This window comes from Erythrobacter sanguineus (assembly GCF_900143235.1).
Lineage (GTDB): Bacteria > Pseudomonadota > Alphaproteobacteria > Sphingomonadales > Sphingomonadaceae > Erythrobacter > Erythrobacter sanguineus.
Window position 1 is genome coordinate 36,329 of the sequence record NZ_FRDF01000001.1, and the last position, 18,817, is coordinate 55,145.

The window sequence follows — 18,817 nt, forward strand, 5'->3', positions numbered from 1 at the left end:
AGGAGAAGGGCTGAAAGCCTGAAATCCCGCGCTGGAGGACAAGCTGATGAGCATCAATATCGGACCTGCCGCCACGGATGACCTGCGTCCGCGCATTACCGTGATCGGCGTCGGCGGGGCGGGCGGCAACGCGATCGCCAACATGATCGAGGCCGAGATCGAGGGCGTCGAATTCATCGTCGCCAACACCGATGCGCAGGCGCTGAGCACATCGCCAGCGGAAAAGCGCATCCAGCTTGGCCCGGACATTACCGGCGGGCTGGGCGCGGGGGCGCGACCCGAAGTGGGCAAGGGCGCGGCGGAAGAAACCGTGGCCGACATCGAAAAGGCGCTTGAAGGCGTCAACATGTGCTTCATCGCCGCCGGCATGGGCGGGGGCACCGGCACGGGCGCTGCGCCCGTCATCGCCGAGGCCGCGCGCCGGATGGGCGTTCTGACCGTCGGCGTCGTCACCAAGCCGTTCCTGTTCGAAGGCACGCGGCGCATGCGTGCCGCCGAATCCGGGATCGCCGAACTCCAGAACCATGTCGATACGCTGATCGTCATTCCCAACCAGAACCTGTTCCTGGTGGCCAAGGCCGAAACCACCTTCAAGGAAGCGTTCCAGCTGGCCGACGAAGTGCTGCAGCAGGGCGTGCGATCGATCACCGATCTGATGGTGATGCCGGGCCTGATCAATCTCGACTTTGCCGACGTGCGCTCGGTCATGAGCGAAATGGGCAAGGCCATGATGGGCACCGGCGAGGGCGAGGGCGAGAACCGCGCGCTTGATGCTGCCGAACAGGCAATCGCCAACCCGCTGCTTGATGGCGTGTCGATGGCGGGGGCCAAGGGCGTGATCATCTCGATCATCGGCGGCGAGGACATGCGCCTGCTCGAAGTCGACGAAGCCGCCAATCACATCCGCGAACTGGTGGACGAAGACGCCAACATCATCTGGGGCAGCGCCTTCAACCCTGATCTCAAGGGCAAGATCCGCGTTTCGGTGGTGGCCACCGGCATCGATCAGAGCGCGGTGGGTGCAGCCGAGCGTCCGCAGTCTGCATCGCTCGGCTTGTCGCGCGCGCCCAAGCGTCCGGTGCTGGAATTGTCCGAAGATGACGGCCTGAGCGAACTTGCGCCTGAAGATGCGGTGGACGCCGCGCCACTCGCCGAGCCGGCGCCCGAACCCGGCGCTGAAGCGTCCGATTCCCCGTCGCTTGGCCTCGCTTCGCTAGGTTCCGCCGGCTTCACGCTTACGCCACCGGAGATGGACGGCTCGGACGAAGCCGGTGATGAGGCGGACGAGGAAGAGTATGATGCTTCGGCGCCGTTCGATCTTACCGGCATGCAGGCCGGAGACGAAATGGGCGACGAATATGAGGACGACGTCGACGGGATCGTCGATCCGCTGGCAGGGCTGCGCATCTCCGATGATGGCGGTTTCGGAAATGCTGAAGCGGCGGAGGGCGACGACGAGGACGCGCTCGACCTGACCAGCGAATATGCCGATTACGAGGATGCCAGTGCCCCTGAGCCTGAGCCTGCACCCGAATCTGATCCGGTGCAGGATGATCTGCTTGCCAGCGCCGACAGGCTTGCTGCGGACGATCGCCCGGTCGAGGCGCGGCTCGGCGGGAATCGTCGCCGGGCGTTGCTTGGCGGTGGAGCCGATGGTGATGGCGGCGGCGCAGGCGGCGCGGCCGGCGGCGGCAGCACCCTGTTCGAGCGCATGGCCAATCTTTCGCGCAGCACTGCGCGCAGTGATGATGAGGACGACGATGATGGCGAGGGCGATGATAGCCCCGCGCTCAGCATCCCGCGCTTCCTCGATCGCAACCGCAACCAGTAAACCCGTCCGGTTTCGTCCGTGTCGCGGCCCGGCGCGCTTGCGGTGCTGTTCGCCGCGCTCTGGACCGTGCGCCTCTGGCAATGCCGCTGTGGCGCGCTAGGTCACGCGATGTGAAGCGCGCCCGTCTTGCCCTGTCGTCCTTGTTCGCCGCCTGCGCTGCGACCGCATTCGTCCCGTTCCCGGCCGCCGCGCAGGAAATGGTCTCACGCGAGGTCGTGCAGCCGTTGCCGAGCGAGGAAGTCCAGCGGTTGAACCGCGCGCTGGTGGCGCTGGCCCGGACGCCGCGCGAACTCGATGCACTGGTCGAGGCCGGCACCGCTGCGATGGGCGTCGATGATCTGGAAGCGGCGGTCGGTTTCTTCGGGCGGGCGGCAGATATCGAACCGGGTCATCCGCGGGTCGCGCTCGGACTTGGCACGGTCTATTTGCGCTCGGGCCGTCCGGCTGAAGCCATTCCGCAGTTCGACCGGGCGCGTGCAGCAGGCGTTCCCGATCGTGAGGTGCTGTCCGATCAGGCGCTCGCCTTCGATCTGGTCGGCGATCAGCCGGCGGCCCAGGCCGCCTATGCCCGCGTGATGGAACTCGATCCCGGCAATGAGGAGGCGCGTCGCAGGCTTGCGGTAAGCCATGCGATTTCGGGCAATCGGGTGCGCTTTGAAGAGGCCTTGCGCCCGCTGCTGGACAAGCGCGACGTGGCCGCGTTTCGCGCGCGCGCTTTCGGTCTGGCGATTCTTGGCGATCAGGAACGCGCTGCGGCGATCACTGATCAGGTGATGCCGCGCGACCTGTCGAGCCGGATCACGCCCTATCTGGCCTATATGCCGCGCCTCACGCCGGCGCAGCAGGCAGCGGCGGCCAATCTCGGGATATTTCCGCGTGCCGCCGATATCGGGCGTGACGATCCGCGACTCGCGCGCCTTGCCGCCGAATCAAAGGTTGACCGCCGGCTTGAGCCTGCCGGCGAACCGCTGGGCAGGAACGACAATCCAGCACCCGCGCCCACACTCACTCCCACTCCCACGCCTGCTCCCGTTCCCGCATCGGTGCCTGCTTCCACGCCTGCCGTGATGCCTGCCCCGGTCCCGCTGCCGGTCGTGGCCACGGTTACCGCTGCGCCGCCGCCTCCGCCCGTTCCTGTCCCATCGCAGCCCGTGTCCGCGCCGCTGCGTGTCGCCGATGCCTTCGCCGATCTGGGCGATGATGCCTTGCCCGGTCCACGGATCGGCGCGGATGCGGTCGACCTGTCGCGAATCGCCATCAAGCGCGAGGCACCGCCGCCACCTCCCAAGCCGAAGGAGCCTGCGAAACCGGTGCATCCCAGCCGCGTGTGGGTGCAAGTGGCGACCGGCAGGAAGGTTGACGCGCTAGGCTTCGATTGGCGCCGCCTGTCGCGCAGCGGCGGCGATCTGCTGACCCGGTTCAAGCCCCACACCACCCCCTGGGGCGAAGCGCATCGCCTGTTGGCAGGGCCGGTAGACAGCCGGGAGAAGGCCCAGGCAATGGTCCGCGAGCTGAAGGGCAAGGGGGTCGATACCTTCCTTTATGTTAGCCCGGAAGGTGAAGAAATACAGATTGTTAAATAATTTCTCGCGGCTCTCCACCACTTTCTTTGCACAGGCTTTGAACAAGCAAGGCAGGTTCTCCCCAATTGCCCTTTTGCCTTGCATTGCCAAGCCGCCCCTTGGGCGTCCATTCGTGCCGCCGATGATTGCATCCCTGCCCCCCCGCTTCGTCCTCCGGCTCCTCTGCCGGGCTCCCGGTCGATGAAGCCGCGCCCGATGGATTATTCCGCCGAGGACGATGCCGCACCGGTAGAGATGCTCGCGGCTCTGTTCGAGGCGCGCGGCTGGCCGTGCGAGATGGTCTCGGACGACGAAATGAGCGGCGAGGTTCAGGGCAGTTGGGCCAATTACCAGCTGCGCGCGATCTGGCGGGCCGAGGACCGGGTGCTGCAATTCCTGTGCCTGCCCGATATCCGCGTGACCGAGGACAAGCGCGGCGCGGCCTATGAACTGCTGTGTCTTGTCAACGAACAGATGTGGCTCGGCCATTTCGACATCTGGTCGAATGGCGATGTGCTGCTTTACCGCCACGGCGCGCTGCTGGGCGAGGACGGGCGGCTCTCGCTCGACATGGCGCAGGCACTGGTCGAATGCGCGATCGACGAATGCGACCGCTTCTACCCGGCCTTCCAGTTCGTGCTGTGGGGTGACAAGACCCCGCGCGCCGCGCTGGAAGCGGCGATGGTTGACGCGGCGGGCGAGGCCTGAAAGGCTAAGGCCCAACATCTGCTATCCCGTCCACCCGGGTGCCGCGCAGGCGGTGCAATCGCCGGGCTGCCCTTTTCTGTTTCCGCAGGTCGCAAGTGAGGACGGGGCTGCGACAGGCTCAGCCCGGACGGGTGGATTTTCATGATCAATCAGCTTCTCATTATCGGTTGCGGCAATATGGGCGGAGCGATGCTCGCCGGATGGCTGGCAGCGGGCGAGGATCCGGCGCGCTTCGCCATTCTCGATCCTGCATTGCCTGAAGCACCGGCGGGGGTCATTCTCTACCGCGAGGCCGCCGAGGCCGAGGCGGCGGGTGCGCATGATGCGGTGATGCTGGGCTTCAAACCGCAGCAGTTGCGCAGCCTTGCACCCGGTCTTCAGGGGCTGACGGGAGAGAGCGTGACGGTGTGTTCGCTGCTGGCCGGCATTACCTGCGCGCAGCTTGCCGCTGCATTTCCGCAAGCCAGAGGCCATGTGCGGGTGATGCCCAATCTTGCCGCGCGCATCAACAAATCGCCGGTGATCCTGCAAGAGGCCGGGCTTGATGAAGGCGCGCGCAATGATTGTCTGACGCTTTACGACATTCTCGGTACCGCGATCTGGCTCGATGACGAGGCGCGCTTCGATCTTGTCACCGCGCTGGCCGGATCGGGGCCGGGCTTTGTCTATCGCTTCATCGACGCGCTGGCGGGAGCTGCGACCGAACTCGGGCTGGATCGCGCGGCCGCCGAACAGCTGGCGCTTGCCACGGTCGATGGTGCTTCGTCGCTGGCGGCGGCATCGGACGCGGGCCCCGGCGATCTGGCCGATCGCGTGGCCAGCCCCGGCGGCATGACCCGCGAAGGATTGAACGTGCTTGACGAGGGCGCAGCGCTCCACCGCCTGCTGGTGGAAACCCTGCGCGCCACGCGTGACAAGGGTGCGGAACTGGCAAAAGGCGCCTAATCTGAACGCGCGTTAATCTTAACGTGATAAAAACTTAACGGGATGCGCGCTTTGCAATCCGGTTTCGCTTGAAAAGCTCGTCCGAAAGCCCGATATTCCCATCCATGGAGAACGCGGCGTTTCGCGTTCCTTTCTTGAGACTAAGGGTTTCACAATGGCTGACTGGAAAGACACTTCGCGCAATGCGCAGCGCTTCGGCTCCGTGCCGCGCGCCGGGGGCGATGTCGCCGGCCGTTATGACGAGGGCCTGCGCAAGTACATGCTCTCGATCTACAATTACATGGCTTCGGCGGTGTTGCTGACCGGGATCGTCGCGCTGGTTGCTGCCAGCAGCGGTTTTGCTGCGGCGATGGCAGGCAGCCCGCTGATCTGGCTGGTGATGCTCGCGCCGCTCGGCTTCGTGTTGGCGATGAGCTTTGGCTTGCACAAGATGAGCCAGTCCACGCTGAACATCCTTTTCTGGGCCTATGCCATCGTTATGGGCCTGTCGCTGTCCACGATCTTCCTCGTTTACACGGGCGAATCGATTGCGGTGACCTTCTTCGCGACAGCGGGCGCCTTTGCCGGGCTGAGCCTGTGGGGCTACACCACCAAGAAGGACCTGTCGGGCATGGGCAGCTTCCTGATCATGGGGGTGATCGGCCTGATCATCGCCAGTGTGGTCAACCTGTTCTTGCAGTCGGGCGCGATGGCCTTCGTAATCAGCGGCCTCGGCGTGCTGATCTTTGCCGGCCTGACCGCCTATGACACGCAGCGGCTGAAGATGCAGTATGACCAACTGCGCGGGACCGAGTTCATGGGCAAGGCCGTAATCATGGGCGCGCTGAGCCTGTATCTCGACTTCATCAACATGTTCATGTTCCTGCTCCAGTTCCTCGGAAACCGGGAGTAAGCGGCGCGGGTCATCGCGCTGCCGCAAGGCCATCGGCCTTACGCAGGTGTTGAAATGTCGGATGCCCGGGGCCTATCCACAGGCTCCGGGCATTTGCTTTGTCATCCGACACAGCTATCGAGCAGGCTTCAGGCTGGAGCAATCCGGTGGGGGCTATGCCGAACCGCTTCAGCCAACAGATATCCCTAGCAGGAGAGATTGACACCATCATGAGCGTGGCACCACCGCAACAATCATCATCTTCCGCGGTCATTGCGCCCGATGGCATACCCGATGACCTGACGATGCGGCGCACGCCTTTTGGCCTGACGATCACTGCGGTTGCGATGGGATCGGCGCTGCTTGCGGCCTGCGCAACACCTCCGCCGCCCCCTCCGCCGCCCCCTCCGCCGCCGCCGCCGCCCGTGGTCGAAGCCGTCCCCTATCGGCCGCTGCCTCCGGGCGGGGCGCATTATGTCATGCAAGTGCCCGAACGCGGGCCAGACGGACGGCGCCTGACTGTCAATACCGGCCTCAGCGATGATCATCTGGTGTGGCACCTGCGCTCGGCTTGGAATGTTGCCGCGCTCAATTGTCTTGCGCCGGAATACGAGCCGATCCTGGATGGCTATCGTGCCTTCCTGACCAATAATGTGCGGCCTTTGAATGCGGTCAATGATCGCATCGAGCGCGAATATTCGCGCCGCTTCAAAACCCGGCGCGAGGCCATCGTCGCGCGCGACGCGTTGACCACGCAGGTCTATAATTTCTTTGCGCTGCCCGCTGCGCGCGCCGGGTTCTGCCGCGCCGCGCTCGACATGTCGAACCGTTCACTGGCCGCGCCGCCGGCCGATCCGCTGAGCTTCGCAAGGACCAGTTTCGACGGGTTGCTTATGCCGTTCGAGACCTTCTTCGACGAATACGAAGCCTATCAGCAGGCCTCGGCCGAATGGGACGCCAAATGGGGCACGATGTACGGTTCCTCGCAGCCCGGCTGGGTGGTGGTGCAGCAGGCCCGCGCCAGCGGCATGCCGGTGCCCAGCGTGATGGATATGGCCGCGCAGGGGAGTGATGTGCAGACCGTCATCGACCCCGAAACGGGCGTGGCCGTGCCGGTGATCCCGGTGAACGAGAACGTGACCTCGCAGCCGGTGTTGCAGCCGCTTGCCGAACAGCCCGACCCCGAACCGGGGCAACAATAGGCCAAAAGGTGCGGGCGGGGCGAGCGTGCCGCGCGCGCAAAATCCCCGTTGCACGGGTTCGCGCTTCTCGCTAATGCGCGGCCTCGTTCGGTCGGCGCGCGGTGCGGGCCAACCTGGAACGGGGCCGTAGCTCAGATGGGAGAGCGCGTCGTTCGCAATGACGAGGTCAGGGGTTCGATCCCCCTCGGCTCCACCAGACGTTTTCTTGTTTTCGCCTTCAGACGCCATGCGCGGGCCATCCGGCCCGCTTGGCTTCGCCGAATAAGCGGCGACGCGCGGTCGCGCTTGCGGCCCTGCGGGCCGTTACAGCGCGAGACGTGAGAAAAGATGTTCGGCCCGCAGGGTCGCAAGGCCGACTGGCCGCCCCGCCTTATGGCGCGAAAGCCAAGCAGCGCGGACGCGCTGCGCCCGGCGTCTGATGGCGAAAACAAAAAATCCGCGATATTGCGCTCGCCGACGCGAGCGCCTAACCACAAAACGCGCCAAGGTAACGGGAATGCGGTTTGATTCCGCAGCTGTCCCTGCAACTGTAAGCGGTGAGTATGCGGTGTGCGCCCCTCCAAAGGGGGCAGCCACTGGGGCGGCGACGCTCTGGGAAGGTGAGCACCACATGCGCTGATCCGTGAGCCAGGAGACCGACCGGGGCGTGTCGCTCTTTGCTTGGCTCAGGGATTGGTCAGGCGCGGAAACAGACTTTCGTTGTGAGCGACATCGCTGGGCTGTGGGGGACATTTCCCACGCGGCCATCATGTTGCTGATGACGAGAGGAATCCGTGAGAAATTTGACATTGTGGTACAGCGTCGCGGGTGCGGCGCTGATGGCGCACGCGCAGGCCCATGCCGAGGATAGCCGTGCGCCCGAGAACGAGAACGGGATCCTGGTCGCCGCCAGCCGTGCGCCTTCGATCAGGCTGGCCGATTATACCGGATCGGCGCTGGTCATCACCGCCGAACAGCTCGAACAGCGCCAGACCCGCGACATCGCCGATGTATTGCGCGATGTCCCCGGCGTGGCGGTGGCAGGCGTAGCCGGGCAAACCCAGATCCGCCTGCGCGGGAGCGAGGCCAATCACGTGCTGGTGCTGGTCGACGGGATCGAGGTGTCCGATCCGTTTGCGGGCGAGTTCGACATCGGCACGCTGCAGGCCGAGGTCGGCGCGCGGGTGGAAGTGCTGCGGGGGCCGCAATCGGCGCTTTACGGCCCCGATGCAATCGGCGGTGTGATCGTCTATGAAAGCGCCAGCGGGCGCAGCGTTCCCGGCTTTGCCGCGCGGATCGAGGGCGGCACGCAAGGCACCATCAACGGCGCACTGCGTTATGGCGCGGCGGGTGACACGTGGGACGCGGCGCTTTCTGCCGTCGCCGTCAGCACAGACGGCCAGCCCAATGCGCGCGGCGGCGTGCGCGACATTGGCCGCGACAGCTACACCCTTTCGGGCAAGGGCAATATCGAGGTGGCAGATGGTCTTACCCTGCGCGCCGCCGCCCGCTTCATCCGCACCGAGGGGCAGTTCAACGATCAGGATTTCAACGCCGCCAATCCCACCTTCGGCTTCGTGATCGACAGCCCCGGCTCGCGCTTCGTCAACGACGCGGCCTATGCGCTGATTGGCGTCCGGGCGGAGACGCTGGAAGGACGCTGGACGCATGATCTTTCAGCACAGGTTGCCGATATCACCCGCGACACCTTCGGCGCTTTTGGCCCTTCGAACAGCAGCGAGGGGAACCGGATCAAGGCCTCCTACGTCACCGCTTTCCGCCTCGCTGATGCGCACAACCTGACCTTTGCCACCGATTACGAGCAGGAGGGCTTCCGCAACACCACGCCGGGCGGCTTTGCCTTTACCGGACGGCGGGAGATCGAGCAGGTCGGCTTCGTCGGGGAATATCGCTATTCCGGCGAAGTTTTCGACCTGTCGGCGGCGCTGCGCCACGATATCAATGATCGCTTTGCCGATGCCACCACCTTCCGGTTTGGTGCTGGTTACCGCGTTACCGACACCACCCGGCTGCGCGCTGCGGCGGGATCGGGCGTCAAGAACCCCGGCTTTTTCGAACTGTTCGGCTTTGTCGATGGCCGCTTCATCGGCAATGACGCGTTGCGGCCGGAGAAGTCCACAGGCTGGGAAGTGGGTATCGATCAGGACATCGGCGACGCCGCGCGTCTTTCCGTCACCTGGTTCGACAGCGAACTGGAGGGCGAGATCTTCACCGCCTTCCCGCCGCCTGCTTTCATCGCCACTCCGGGCAACCGCGCCACGACCAGCCAGCAGCGCGGGATCGAAGTGTCGCTGGCGGCCCGGATCGGCCCACAGTGGAGCCTTGATGCGGCCTATTCCTACCTCGATGCCGAGGAAGACGACCGCGAGGAAGTGCGCCGCCCCGAACATATCGCCAGCATGGCGCTGACGTGGTCGGCGCCGGACGATGCGGCCTCGGCGACGCTGGTGGTGCGTCATAATGGCGCAGCGCTGGACGATGCCTTCACCGATCCCAGCTTCGTGCCGGTCAGGGTGCAGTTGAACGACTACACGCTGGTCAACCTCAATGCCCGCGCAAGGCTGGCCGAGGGGATCAGCGCCTTCGCCCGGGTCGAGAACCTGCTGGGCAAGGAATACGAGCAGGTGTTCAGCTTTGTCTCCCCCGGCCGCAGCGCGGTTGTGGGTGTCGAGGCGCGGTTCTGAGGGGAGGACACATGATGACAGATCAATCCAACTCACCCGCGCAGCGCGCGCTGCCAGCGGTGCTGGCCGCAACCACGCTGAGCGGTACGCTGGTGCTTGCTTGCATGATGCCGTTTGCCGCCATTGCCACCATCGCCGTACTGGCTTTACCGATACGGCGTGCGCTGCTGGCGTTGGTGCTGTGCTGGCTCGGCAATCAGGTGCTGGGCTTTGGCGTCATGGGCTTTGCGAGGGACGCGCCGACTTTCGCCGCCGGGCTGTCACTGCTGGCGGGCAGCCTTGCCGCCTGCGTCGCCGCGCGACGGGTGGCAAGCGGAGGCGGGCCGCTGCTGGCCTTCCTTGCTGGCTTTGCCGCCTTTGAGTTGAGCATTTTTGCCTATGCGCTGGCCTTTGGCGACCTTGCCATGTTCGCGCCCGGCATTGTCGCGCTGGTGGCGATCAATGATGCGCTGTGGTTCGCCGGGCTGTGGCTCGGCTGGCAGGTGCTTGAGCGCACCGTGGCCCTTGCGGCATCGGCAAAGACGCCATGAGCGCGGATTTGCGGATCGTCTCCCTGCTCCCCAGCGCCACCGAAATCGCGGTGGCGCTGGGGCTGGAGGGCAATCTGGTCGGGCGCTCGCATGAATGCGACTTCCCGCCCTCTGTCGCGCAGCTGCCGGTTTGCACCTCGACCAAGCTTGAAAAGGGCCTGTCGTCGCGCGCGATCGAGGACCGGGTGAAGGCCATCGTCGAAAACGGCCTGTCGGTCTATGATGTCGACGCCGCGCTGCTGCGCGCGCTCAGGCCCGATGTCATCCTGACGCAGGCGCAGTGCGCCGTCTGCGCGGTGACGCCCGGAGATCTTGAAGAGGCGCTGGCCCAATGGGTCGGCACGCCGCCCCGGCTGGTCTCGCTCGCGCCGGACGATCTGGCTGACGTGCTGGGCGATCTTGCGCGGGTGGCCGAAGCGGCCGGCGTGCCAGACCGTGCCGCGCCTGCCGCGGAGGCGATGCGCGCGGGTCTCGCCGCGCTGGCGCCGCCCGCTGGCCGCGCCCCAAGCTTGCTGGCGGTCGAGTGGATTGATCCGCTGATGGTCGCGGGCAACTGGGTGCCCGAACTGGTGACGGCGGCAGGCGGCAAGCCGCTGCTGGCCGCGCGCGGTGTGCATTCGCACTGGATCGAGGCCGGGGCCGTGGAGGCCGCTGATCCCGATGTGATCGCGTTGATGCCGTGTGGCTATCAGCTTGCCCAGACCCTGCCCGAGGCGCGTACGCTGCTGGCCAGCCCGGCATGGCGGGGCCTGCGCGCGGTGCGCGAAGCAAGGGTGTTTGCGGTGGATGGCCACCATCTGTTCAACCGCCCCGGCCCCCGGCTGGTCGAATCCGCAGCGGTCCTGGCCGCCATTCTCCACTCACCTGACGCCGTGCCGGATCACCTCGCTCCTTTCATCGCGCAGTTGTAATGCGCAAAGGCTCGCCTTTGGGCGCGGAATTGCCTAAGCGGCGCTCATGCATTTCCTCGACCAAGCCAAGATCTATCTGAAGTCCGGCGGAGGTGGCCCCGGGGCCGTCAGCTTCCGGCGTGAGATGTACGTGGAATACGGCGGCCCTGACGGCGGCAATGGCGGGCGCGGCGGCGATATCGTGTTCGAAGCCGTCCCCGGCCTCAACACCCTGATCGATTTCCGCTATACCCAGCATTTCAAGGCCCCGCGCGGCGGCCACGGCATGGGCAAGGACCGCACCGGTGCATCGGCCAAGCCGCTAGTCATCAAGGTGCCGGTCGGCACGCAGATCCTGTCGGACGACAAGGAAGAGGTGCTCGCCGATTTCACCGAAGTCGGCCAGCGGATCGTGTTCCTTGAAGGCGGGATGGGCGGGCGCGGCAATGCGTCCTACAAAACCTCGACCAACCGCGCTCCGCGGCAGCACCAGCCGGGCCTGCCAGGCGAAGAGCTGTGGGTGTGGCTGCGGCTTAAACTGCTTGCCGACGTGGGCCTTGTCGGCCTGCCCAATGCCGGCAAATCAACCTTCATCAACGCGGTCAGCAATGCCCAGGCCAAGGTCGGGGATTATGCCTTCACCACGCTGGTGCCAAAGCTCGGCGTGGTGCGCCACAAGGGCCGCGAATTCGTGCTGGCCGACATTCCCGGCCTGATCGAAGGCGCGGCTGAAGGCGCAGGGATCGGGGACCGTTTCCTCGGCCATATCGAACGTTGCCGGGTGTTGATCCATCTGGTCGACATCACCGGCACCGAGGATGCCGATCCCGCCGAAGCCATGCGCGTCGTCGAGGAAGAGCTCGCGGCCTACGGGGCCGACCTGGAACACAAGCCGCGGTTGGTGGCGCTCAACAAGCTCGATCTGGCCGATGCGGAACTGGTCGAAGGCTTCCGCGAGGAACTGCTTGCTGCCGGCGCCGACAAGGTCTTCGCCGTGTCGGGCGCGACCGGGGCTGGCATTCCGGAACTTCTTGACGCCGTGCTCGCTTATCTACCGGATCGCACGTCCACCGAAACCAAGGCTGCCGCCGTCGAGGACGTGGACGAAAAGGACGGTGGCGCGGGCGAGTGGTCACCGCTCTGACGCGCGGCTGAGTGACGCGCGATGGCGTGTGGTGATCGCCGCACCAACACGAGAAACACCCGGGGATACCCATGAAAATCGAGAATCTGCTCGACTTCCGCGATATCGAAAAATGCCCGCGCCTTGTCATCAAGCTGGGATCGGCGCTGCTTGTCCATGGTGATGGCGAACTGCGCCACGACTGGCTGCGCAGCGTGGCCAGCGAGGTCGCCGGTGCGCGCGAACGCGGGCAGGAAATTATCGTCGTGTGTTCAGGTTCGGTGGCGCTTGGCGCCGCGATGCTGGGCCTGCCGGGCGGCGGGCGTGAGTCGCTTGCCCATGCGCAGGCGGCGGCCTCGGTCGGGCAGGTGTTCCTGATCGCCACCTGGGCGCAGCTGCTGGCCGAACATGGTCTTGTTGCCGGACAGATGCTGTTGACGCTTGACGATCTCGAAGGACGCAGGCGCTATCTCAACGCTTCGGAGACGCTGCGCGAATTGCTTGCGCGCGGGGCGGTGCCGATCATCAACGAGAATGATTCGATCGCCACATCCGAGATCCGCTTCGGCGATAATGACCGGCTGGCCGCCCGGGTGGCGCAGGCCGCCTCGGCGCAAGGCATTCTGTTGCTGACTGATGTCGAGGGCCTGTATGATCGTGATCCCGCTCACCCCGAGGCCGAATTCCTGCCCGAAGTGCGCGGCGTGACCGAGGAAATCCACCAGATGGCAAGCGGCAAGTCGTCTTCGGGCAAGGGTTCGGGCGGGATGACCTCGAAACTTCTTGCCGCCGAGATTGCCGAGCGCGCGGGCATTGCGCTGGCCATCATCAAGGGGGTGGACGACCTGCCGATTGCCTGTGCAATGGCCGCCAACCGGGGCACCCTGTTCCTGCCCAAGCGCGATGATAATGCGTGGAAAAGCTGGATCGGAGGGCGCCTTCGCTTCAACGGTTCGATCCGGGTCGATCAAGGCTGCGTCACCGCGCTGCATGACGGCAAGAGCATCCTCGCGGCCGGAATCATCGGGGTCTTTGGCGAGTTCGAGCGCGGCGATGTGATCAAGGTTGAAGGGCCGGATGGCAAGATGATCGCCAAGGGCATGATCGAATATGACTGGGACGAATGCGATGCGATCAAGGGATTGCGCAGTGACGAAGTGGCAGAACGGCTTGGCCACCTGCCGCGCGCCTGCGTGATTCACCGGGATCACCTGGTGCTGCTGTGAGCCTGTTGGCGATCACCGGGGCGACCGGCTTTGTCGGCAGCGCGGTGCTGGATGCGGCCTTGGCAGCGGGGCATGACGTGCGCGCGCTGGCGCGGCGCGATCAGGCGCCGCGCGAAGGTGTCGAATGGATGCGCGGAGATCTGGCCGACGGGCTTGCGCTGAAAGCCTTGTGCGCGGGCGCGGATGCGGTGGTGCATATCGCGGGGCTCACCAACACGCCTGACCCGGCGCAGTTCGAAGGCGCCAATGTCACCGGCACGGCGCGGGTGGTTGAGGCGATGCGATCGGGCGGCGCGCGGCGGCTGGTCTTCGTCTCCTCGCTTTCCGCGCGTGAACCGAAGCTGTCGGCCTATGGCGCCTCCAAGGCCCGCGCTGAGACCGTGGTTGAAGCCAGCGGGCTCGACTGGACGATGGTGCGACCGCCAGCGGTTTATGGGCCGCGCGATGTCGACATGCTCGACCTGTTCCGCGCCGCGAAATGGGGCGTGGTGCCGCTGCCGCCGGGCGGAGCGACATCCATCATCCATGCTGCCGATCTTGCCGATCTGCTGATCGCCATGACAAGCAATGCTGCACCCATGCGCAAGCAGATCTACGAGCCTGACGATGGGCGCGAAGGCGGGTGGGGTCACAAGGAACTGGCACAGGCAATCGGCCGTGCGGTGGGCAGGCGGGGCGTCTTCGCTCCGCACCTGCCGCGCGCAGTGCTCGATGCCGCCGCCGGCGCCGACCGGCTGCTGCGCGGTAACGAGGCCAGGCTCACCGCCGACCGGGTTGGTTATATGTGCCACCCCAACTGGGTGTCGCGCTTTGATCGCAAGGTACCGCCGGGCATCTGGCAACCGGTCATCGCAGGCGAGGATGGTCTGAAGGCCACCGCCGAATGGTACCGGCGCGAAGGGTGGCTTTAGAGCGGTTTCCGCCGATTCTGAGCCATCCCGATTGCCCTGCAATCTCTGCGGGGCGGGCCGCTTTTGGCCCACTGCCGCGTCAGCGAAGCTGGAAATATCGACATATTCCTGCGCTTCGCCTTCTTGCAGTAGACCAAAATCGGCTCCGTCGGGATGGCTCAGAATCGGCAGAAGCCGCTCCAGAATGCCGTGATCAGGATTTCCTGCGACAGCAGGATTTCTCGCGCGGCCCTTGGGATCGTGCTTTCGCAGGAGCGCGCACGGCCTAGAGGAACGGCTCCTCGCCCGGCTTGTGGATACCGCATTCGGTCTTGTCCCAGCCTTTCCACCGGCCCGAACGCGGGTCTTCTCCGGGTGCGACCTGCGTGGTGCAGGGCGAACAGCCGATCGAGGGATAGCCCGCTGCGATCAGCGGGTGGCGCGGCAGATCATGAGCTTCGAACCAGGCGTTGATATCGCCCGCCGACCAATCGATCAGCGGGTTGATTTTCAGCCGCCCCTGCGTGTCCGAGGTATCGACCTCGAAGCGCGGCAGGTTGGCACGGGTCGACGACTGGAACGCCTTGCGCCCGGTAAAGCTGGCATCATAGCTTGCCAGCGCCTTTTCGAGCGGTTTGACCTTGCGCAGGTCGCAGCAACCATCGGGGTCAAAGGACCACCTGAGGCCGTTTTCGTCCCGCTTCGCCAGATCATCGGCATCAGGGGTCAGCACCACCAGATTGAGGCCCAGCCGGCGCGCCAGCGTGTCGCGATAGGCCATGGTTTCGGCAAAATGCTTGCCTGTGTCGAGGAACAGCACGGGGATCGCGGGGTCGACGCTGGCAACCAGATGCAGCAGCACCGCGCTTTCGGCCCCGAAGCTGGAAACCACGGCCAGATCGCCCGCCAGATCGCCCCTGATCACCGCTTCGAGCATTTCCTGCGTCGAAGAACCGCGGAACATGCGGTTGAGCCGCAAGGCGTCATGCTCGGTAAAACGCGGCGCGAGGTCGAGCGCATCGCGGGTGCGATCGCCTGTCGTCTTGGTCGCTTCAGGCTTCATGGCGCTGCTCTGCGATGGTGCGGCGCCCAGACTGACCGGGATCTGCGGCCCGCTGATAGACATTGTCCCAGGTGGCAAAGGCGCGCAGCGCGTCTTCTTCATCGAGGCGGTTGTCGGGGGCGAAGCTATCAAAGCCGCAGCGGCGCATGTGGTTCAATTGATCGATCAGCACATCGCCCACCGCGCGCAATTCGCCAACATAGCCCGCTTCGCGCAGGATCCGGGCGGAGGAATATCCGCGCCCGTCGCCAAAGGCCGGGAAATTGACCTCGACCAGCGCCAGCCGTTCAAGAAAGGGCAGCAACGCCCGCGCATCATCGCCCGGTTCGATACGAACGGCGGTCGCGTTGGTCTGATCGAGCGCGGCATCGACCGTTACCGTGCCGTGATCGACGGGTTCGTCATCGCGAAAGCGGAACTGCACCTCGTCGGGCGACGTGCCGAGATTATCCGCCATTTCGGCCTCCTTGCAGGCCATTGTTGCCTGCGGCCATGTTGTTGAAAAGTAGAACCATCGTCGTGCGGGCGGCGGTCCTGAGGCCGGTTTCAACCATACAATGCCTCCTTGAACGGCTCCATGCCGATGCGGCGATAGGTGTCGAGGAAGCGCTCGCCATCGGCGCGGGTGGCGAGGTAGACGTCGGTGACCTTCTCGACCGCGGCGATTACGCCGTCCTCGTCAAAGCCGGGGCCGGTGATCTTGGCGAGGCTGACGTCCTCGGCCTCCGACCCGCCCAATGAAAGCTGGTAATTCTCGGTGCCTTTCTTGTCGACGCCAAGGATGCCGATATGGCCCGCGTGGTGGTGACCGCAGGCATTGATGCAGCCGGAGATTTTCAGCTTCAATTCGCCCACCACTTCGGTGCGGCCCGCCTGTGCGAAGCGTTCCGAAATGCGCTGGGCAAGCGGGATCGAGCGGGCATTGGCCAAGCTGCAGTAATCCAGCCCGGGGCAGGCGATGATATCCTCGATCGTGTCCGTGTTGGGCGCACCGAGGCCCGCTGCGTCGAGTGCACTCCACAGGGCGTGAAGATCGGCAATGCGGACATGCGGCAGCAACAGGTTCTGGGTGTGCATCACGCGCAGTTCGTCAAAGCTGTATTGCTTCGCGAGCCGTGCCACCAGCCGCATCTGGTCGGCGGTCGCATCGCCGGGAATGCCGCCAACCGGCTTCAGGCTGATGACGGCGGAAACATGGGCATCATGCTTGTGGCGATGGGTGTTGCGATCCACCCACAAGGCGAAATCGGGGTTGGAACGGTCGATCGTCTTGGGGCCATCGACGAATGCCGGATCGCTGAAATGGGTCCGGATGCGCTCCAGCTCGGCAAGCGGCGGTTCCACCCCCACGCTCAGCATATGGGCGAATTCTTCCTCGACCTGGCGGGTATATTCCGCTGCGCCCAGTTCATGGACGAGGATCTTGATCCGCGCCTTGTACTTGTTGTCGCGCCGACCATAGCGGTTGTAGACCCGCAATGCGGCCTCGGCATAGGTGATCAGTTGATCCAGCGGCACGAAGTCGCGGATCATGGGCGCTATCATCGGGGTGCGCCCCATGCCGCCCCCGGCGTAGAATTCCGCGCCGATTTTTCCCTCACGCGAAACGATCCGGATGCCGATATCGTGCAGCCGCATCGCTGCGCGGTCATTTGCCGAAGCAATCACCGCGATCTTGAACTTGCGCGGCAGATAGGTGAATTCGGGGTGAAAGCTCGACCACTGGCGCAGCAGTTCGGCATAAGGGCGGGGGTCCACCACCTCATCGGCGGCCGCGCCTGCAAAGTGATCGCTACTGATGTTGCGGATGCAATTGCCGCTGGTCTGGATCGCGTGCATCTCGACCTTGGCGAGGTCGGCGAGGATATCGGCGGCATCCTCCAGCTTGATCCAGTTGTACTGGATGTTCTGGCGGGTGGTGAAATGACCATAGCCGCGATCATATTTCTCGGCGATGTCGGCCAGCGTCTCCATCTGGCGCGCGTTGAGCGTGCCATAGGGGATCGCCACGCGCAGCATATAGGCATGAAGCTGGAGGTAGAGGCCGTTCATCAGCCGCAGCGGCTTGAACTGGTCCTCGGTCAGCTTGCCTTCAAGTCGGCGGCGGGCCTGATCGCGGAATTCTTCCACCCGCGCATCGACCATGGCTTGGTCATATTGGTCGTATTGATACATCAGATCACCCAGTCCCAGCCGGTCTTGTCGGCAGTCGGCACGGCAAGATCGCGCCGCACGGTCGGGCCGAGTGCACGCACCCGGTCCTTGATATGTGCAGGCCGCACATGGCCGCTTGCGTCGATGCTGGCTTCGATCGCGTAAGGCACGTTGACGCGGCGCGTGGCGACTTCGCGGGCGAGGATTTCTTCAACCTCGTCGCCCACATCAACGGCATCATCGACGAACAGCGACCAGCCGGTGCCGTTCCACCATGTTACCGCACCCGAACGCAGGTCATTGCCGGTAAGGATTTTCATCGTCCGATAACTCCGTCATCCCGGGCTTGACCCGGGACCGCTGCCAACAAGGCACCAAGCTCGACCCGATCCTGACTTGCGTCAGGATGACGCTGGAGGCGTGCGGTCACTTCGCCGATCACGATCAGCGCGGGGCTCTTGACCGCCTCACGCGCGACCAGATCGGGCAGGCCCGCGAGCAATCCGCGCAGCACCCGCATTTCCGGGCGGGCGGCGTTCTCGATCACGGCGATGGGCATGTCGGGTGCAAGGCCATCGGCCATCAGCTTATCGGCAATCTGCGGCGCGGTGGACACGCCCATGTAGATCACCAGCGTGCGCCCCTTGCCCGCAAGGCCCGACCAGTCCTGTTCGGCGAGCCCCTTGCACTGCCCGGCGACAAAGCTGACGATGCTCGACGCGTCGCGGTGGGTCAGCGCAATGCCGCTTGCCGCAGCTGCGCCATTGGCGGCGCTGATGCCGGGGACGATATTGACCGGAACGCCCGCCGCGCGCGCAGCCTCGGCCTCCTCGCCGCCGCGCCCGAAGATAAACGGATCGCCGCCCTTCAGCCGCACGACATCACGGCCGGCCAAGGCTTCGCGCACCAGCAGCGCATTGATATCATCCTGCGGCAGGGTGTGGCGCGCGCGTTGCTTGGCGACCGAGATCAGCCGCGCATCCGGACGGGCGAGGGCGAGGATATCGGGACCGACCAGCCCATCATGCACGATGACTTCGGCGCGCTCGATCAGGCGGGCGGCGCGCAAGGTCAGCAGGTCTGCCGGACCCGGCCCTGCGCCGACGAGAAAAATGGTGCCAGTCTGCTGCATGACCGG

17 protein-coding genes, 1 tRNA gene and 1 riboswitch are annotated in these 18,817 nt (G+C 65.1%); of the genes, 13 read left to right on the forward strand and 5 right to left on the reverse strand.

The genetic code is table 11. The annotated features are described in order from the left end of the window. Positions 1–46 precede the first annotated feature (46 nt). From ftsZ to BUA05_RS00245, 13 genes are all read left to right on the forward strand, one after another. Entirely contained in the window at positions 47–1,831 is a 1,785-nt protein-coding gene (ftsZ, locus tag BUA05_RS00185; protein WP_072672656.1) for a cell division protein FtsZ, read from the forward strand. Positions 1,832–1,941: 110 nt separating this feature from the next. After that, positions 1,942–3,414 carry an SPOR domain-containing protein gene (locus BUA05_RS00190; protein WP_245790027.1) on the forward strand — a complete coding sequence of 491 codons (1,473 nt, stop codon included), beginning with the start codon at positions 1,942–1,944 and terminating at the stop codon, positions 3,412–3,414. Between the two features lie 180 nt (positions 3,415–3,594). Next, the gene (locus BUA05_RS00195) at positions 3,595–4,101 is read left to right on the forward strand and encodes a type III secretion system chaperone family protein (protein WP_072672657.1); all 507 of its coding nucleotides are present in this window, start codon (positions 3,595–3,597) and stop codon (positions 4,099–4,101) included. A 141-nt stretch (positions 4,102–4,242) separates the two neighbouring features. After that, positions 4,243–5,046 carry a pyrroline-5-carboxylate reductase family protein gene (locus BUA05_RS00200; RefSeq protein ID WP_072672658.1) on the forward strand — a complete coding sequence of 268 codons (804 nt, stop codon included), beginning with the start codon at positions 4,243–4,245 and terminating at the stop codon, positions 5,044–5,046. 154 nt (positions 5,047–5,200) lie between these two features. Continuing rightward, complete coding sequence (locus tag BUA05_RS00205; RefSeq protein WP_072672659.1) at positions 5,201–5,938, forward strand: Bax inhibitor-1/YccA family protein; 738 nt, start codon at positions 5,201–5,203, stop codon at positions 5,936–5,938. 209 nt (positions 5,939–6,147) lie between these two features. Continuing rightward, positions 6,148–7,119: a hypothetical protein gene (locus BUA05_RS00210; protein ID WP_084662380.1), complete on the forward strand. Its 972-nt coding sequence runs from the start codon at positions 6,148–6,150 to the stop codon at positions 7,117–7,119. Between the two features lie 120 nt (positions 7,120–7,239). Continuing rightward, a tRNA-Ala gene (locus tag BUA05_RS00215) sits at positions 7,240–7,315 on the forward strand. A 272-nt stretch (positions 7,316–7,587) separates the two neighbouring features. Further along, a riboswitch (cobalamin riboswitch) is annotated at positions 7,588–7,777 on the forward strand. Positions 7,778–7,892: 115 nt separating this feature from the next. Beyond that, positions 7,893–9,803, forward strand: a complete 1,911-nt coding sequence (locus tag BUA05_RS00220) for a TonB-dependent receptor plug domain-containing protein (RefSeq protein WP_425429496.1) — start codon at positions 7,893–7,895, stop codon at positions 9,801–9,803. Between the two features lie 11 nt (positions 9,804–9,814). After that, complete coding sequence (locus BUA05_RS00225; protein ID WP_072672661.1) at positions 9,815–10,333, forward strand: hypothetical protein; 519 nt, start codon at positions 9,815–9,817, stop codon at positions 10,331–10,333. Further along, positions 10,330–11,244 carry an ABC transporter substrate-binding protein gene (locus BUA05_RS00230; RefSeq protein WP_072672662.1) on the forward strand — a complete coding sequence of 305 codons (915 nt, stop codon included), beginning with the start codon at positions 10,330–10,332 and terminating at the stop codon, positions 11,242–11,244. The genes BUA05_RS00225 and BUA05_RS00230 overlap by 4 nt, the downstream gene beginning before the upstream one ends. Positions 11,245–11,290: 46 nt before the next feature. Then, on the forward strand, positions 11,291–12,367 hold the full coding sequence (gene obgE / locus BUA05_RS00235) for a GTPase ObgE (protein ID WP_072672663.1): 1,077 nt from the start codon (positions 11,291–11,293) through the stop codon (positions 12,365–12,367). 71 nt (positions 12,368–12,438) lie between these two features. After that, positions 12,439–13,572, forward strand: coding sequence for a glutamate 5-kinase (gene proB, locus BUA05_RS00240; RefSeq protein ID WP_072672664.1), 1,134 nt, complete (start codon positions 12,439–12,441; stop codon positions 13,570–13,572). Next, on the forward strand, positions 13,569–14,483 hold the full coding sequence (locus tag BUA05_RS00245) for an NAD-dependent epimerase/dehydratase family protein (protein WP_072672665.1): 915 nt from the start codon (positions 13,569–13,571) through the stop codon (positions 14,481–14,483). Before proB ends, BUA05_RS00245 begins: the two co-directional genes overlap by 4 nt. A gap of 265 nt (positions 14,484–14,748) precedes the next feature. Here BUA05_RS00245 and BUA05_RS00250 read toward each other — a convergent pair whose 3' ends face one another. The 5 genes from BUA05_RS00250 to cobA all read right to left on the reverse strand — a co-directional run bounded on the left by BUA05_RS00250 (position 14,749) and on the right by cobA (position 18,811). Further along, on the reverse strand, positions 14,749–15,525 hold the full coding sequence (locus BUA05_RS00250; protein ID WP_072672666.1) for a phosphoadenylyl-sulfate reductase: 777 nt from the start codon (positions 15,523–15,525) through the stop codon (positions 14,749–14,751). Then, a complete protein-coding gene (locus tag BUA05_RS00255) occupies positions 15,515–15,982 on the reverse strand; it encodes a DUF934 domain-containing protein (RefSeq protein ID WP_072672851.1) in 468 nt (155 codons plus the stop codon). The genes BUA05_RS00250 and BUA05_RS00255 overlap by 11 nt, the downstream gene beginning before the upstream one ends. Positions 15,983–16,071: 89 nt before the next feature. After that, the gene (locus BUA05_RS00260; RefSeq protein ID WP_072672667.1) at positions 16,072–17,700 is read right to left on the reverse strand and encodes a nitrite/sulfite reductase; all 1,629 of its coding nucleotides are present in this window, start codon (positions 17,698–17,700) and stop codon (positions 16,072–16,074) included. Continuing rightward, positions 17,700–17,999 (reverse strand): DUF2849 domain-containing protein, encoded by a 300-nt coding sequence (locus tag BUA05_RS00265; RefSeq protein WP_072672668.1) that lies wholly within the window; start codon positions 17,997–17,999, stop codon positions 17,700–17,702. The genes BUA05_RS00260 and BUA05_RS00265 overlap by 1 nt, the downstream gene beginning before the upstream one ends. Further along, positions 17,996–18,811: a uroporphyrinogen-III C-methyltransferase gene (gene cobA / locus BUA05_RS00270; RefSeq protein WP_072672669.1), complete on the reverse strand. Its 816-nt coding sequence runs from the start codon at positions 18,809–18,811 to the stop codon at positions 17,996–17,998. Before cobA ends, BUA05_RS00265 begins: the two co-directional genes overlap by 4 nt. Positions 18,812–18,817: the final 6 nt, after the last annotated feature.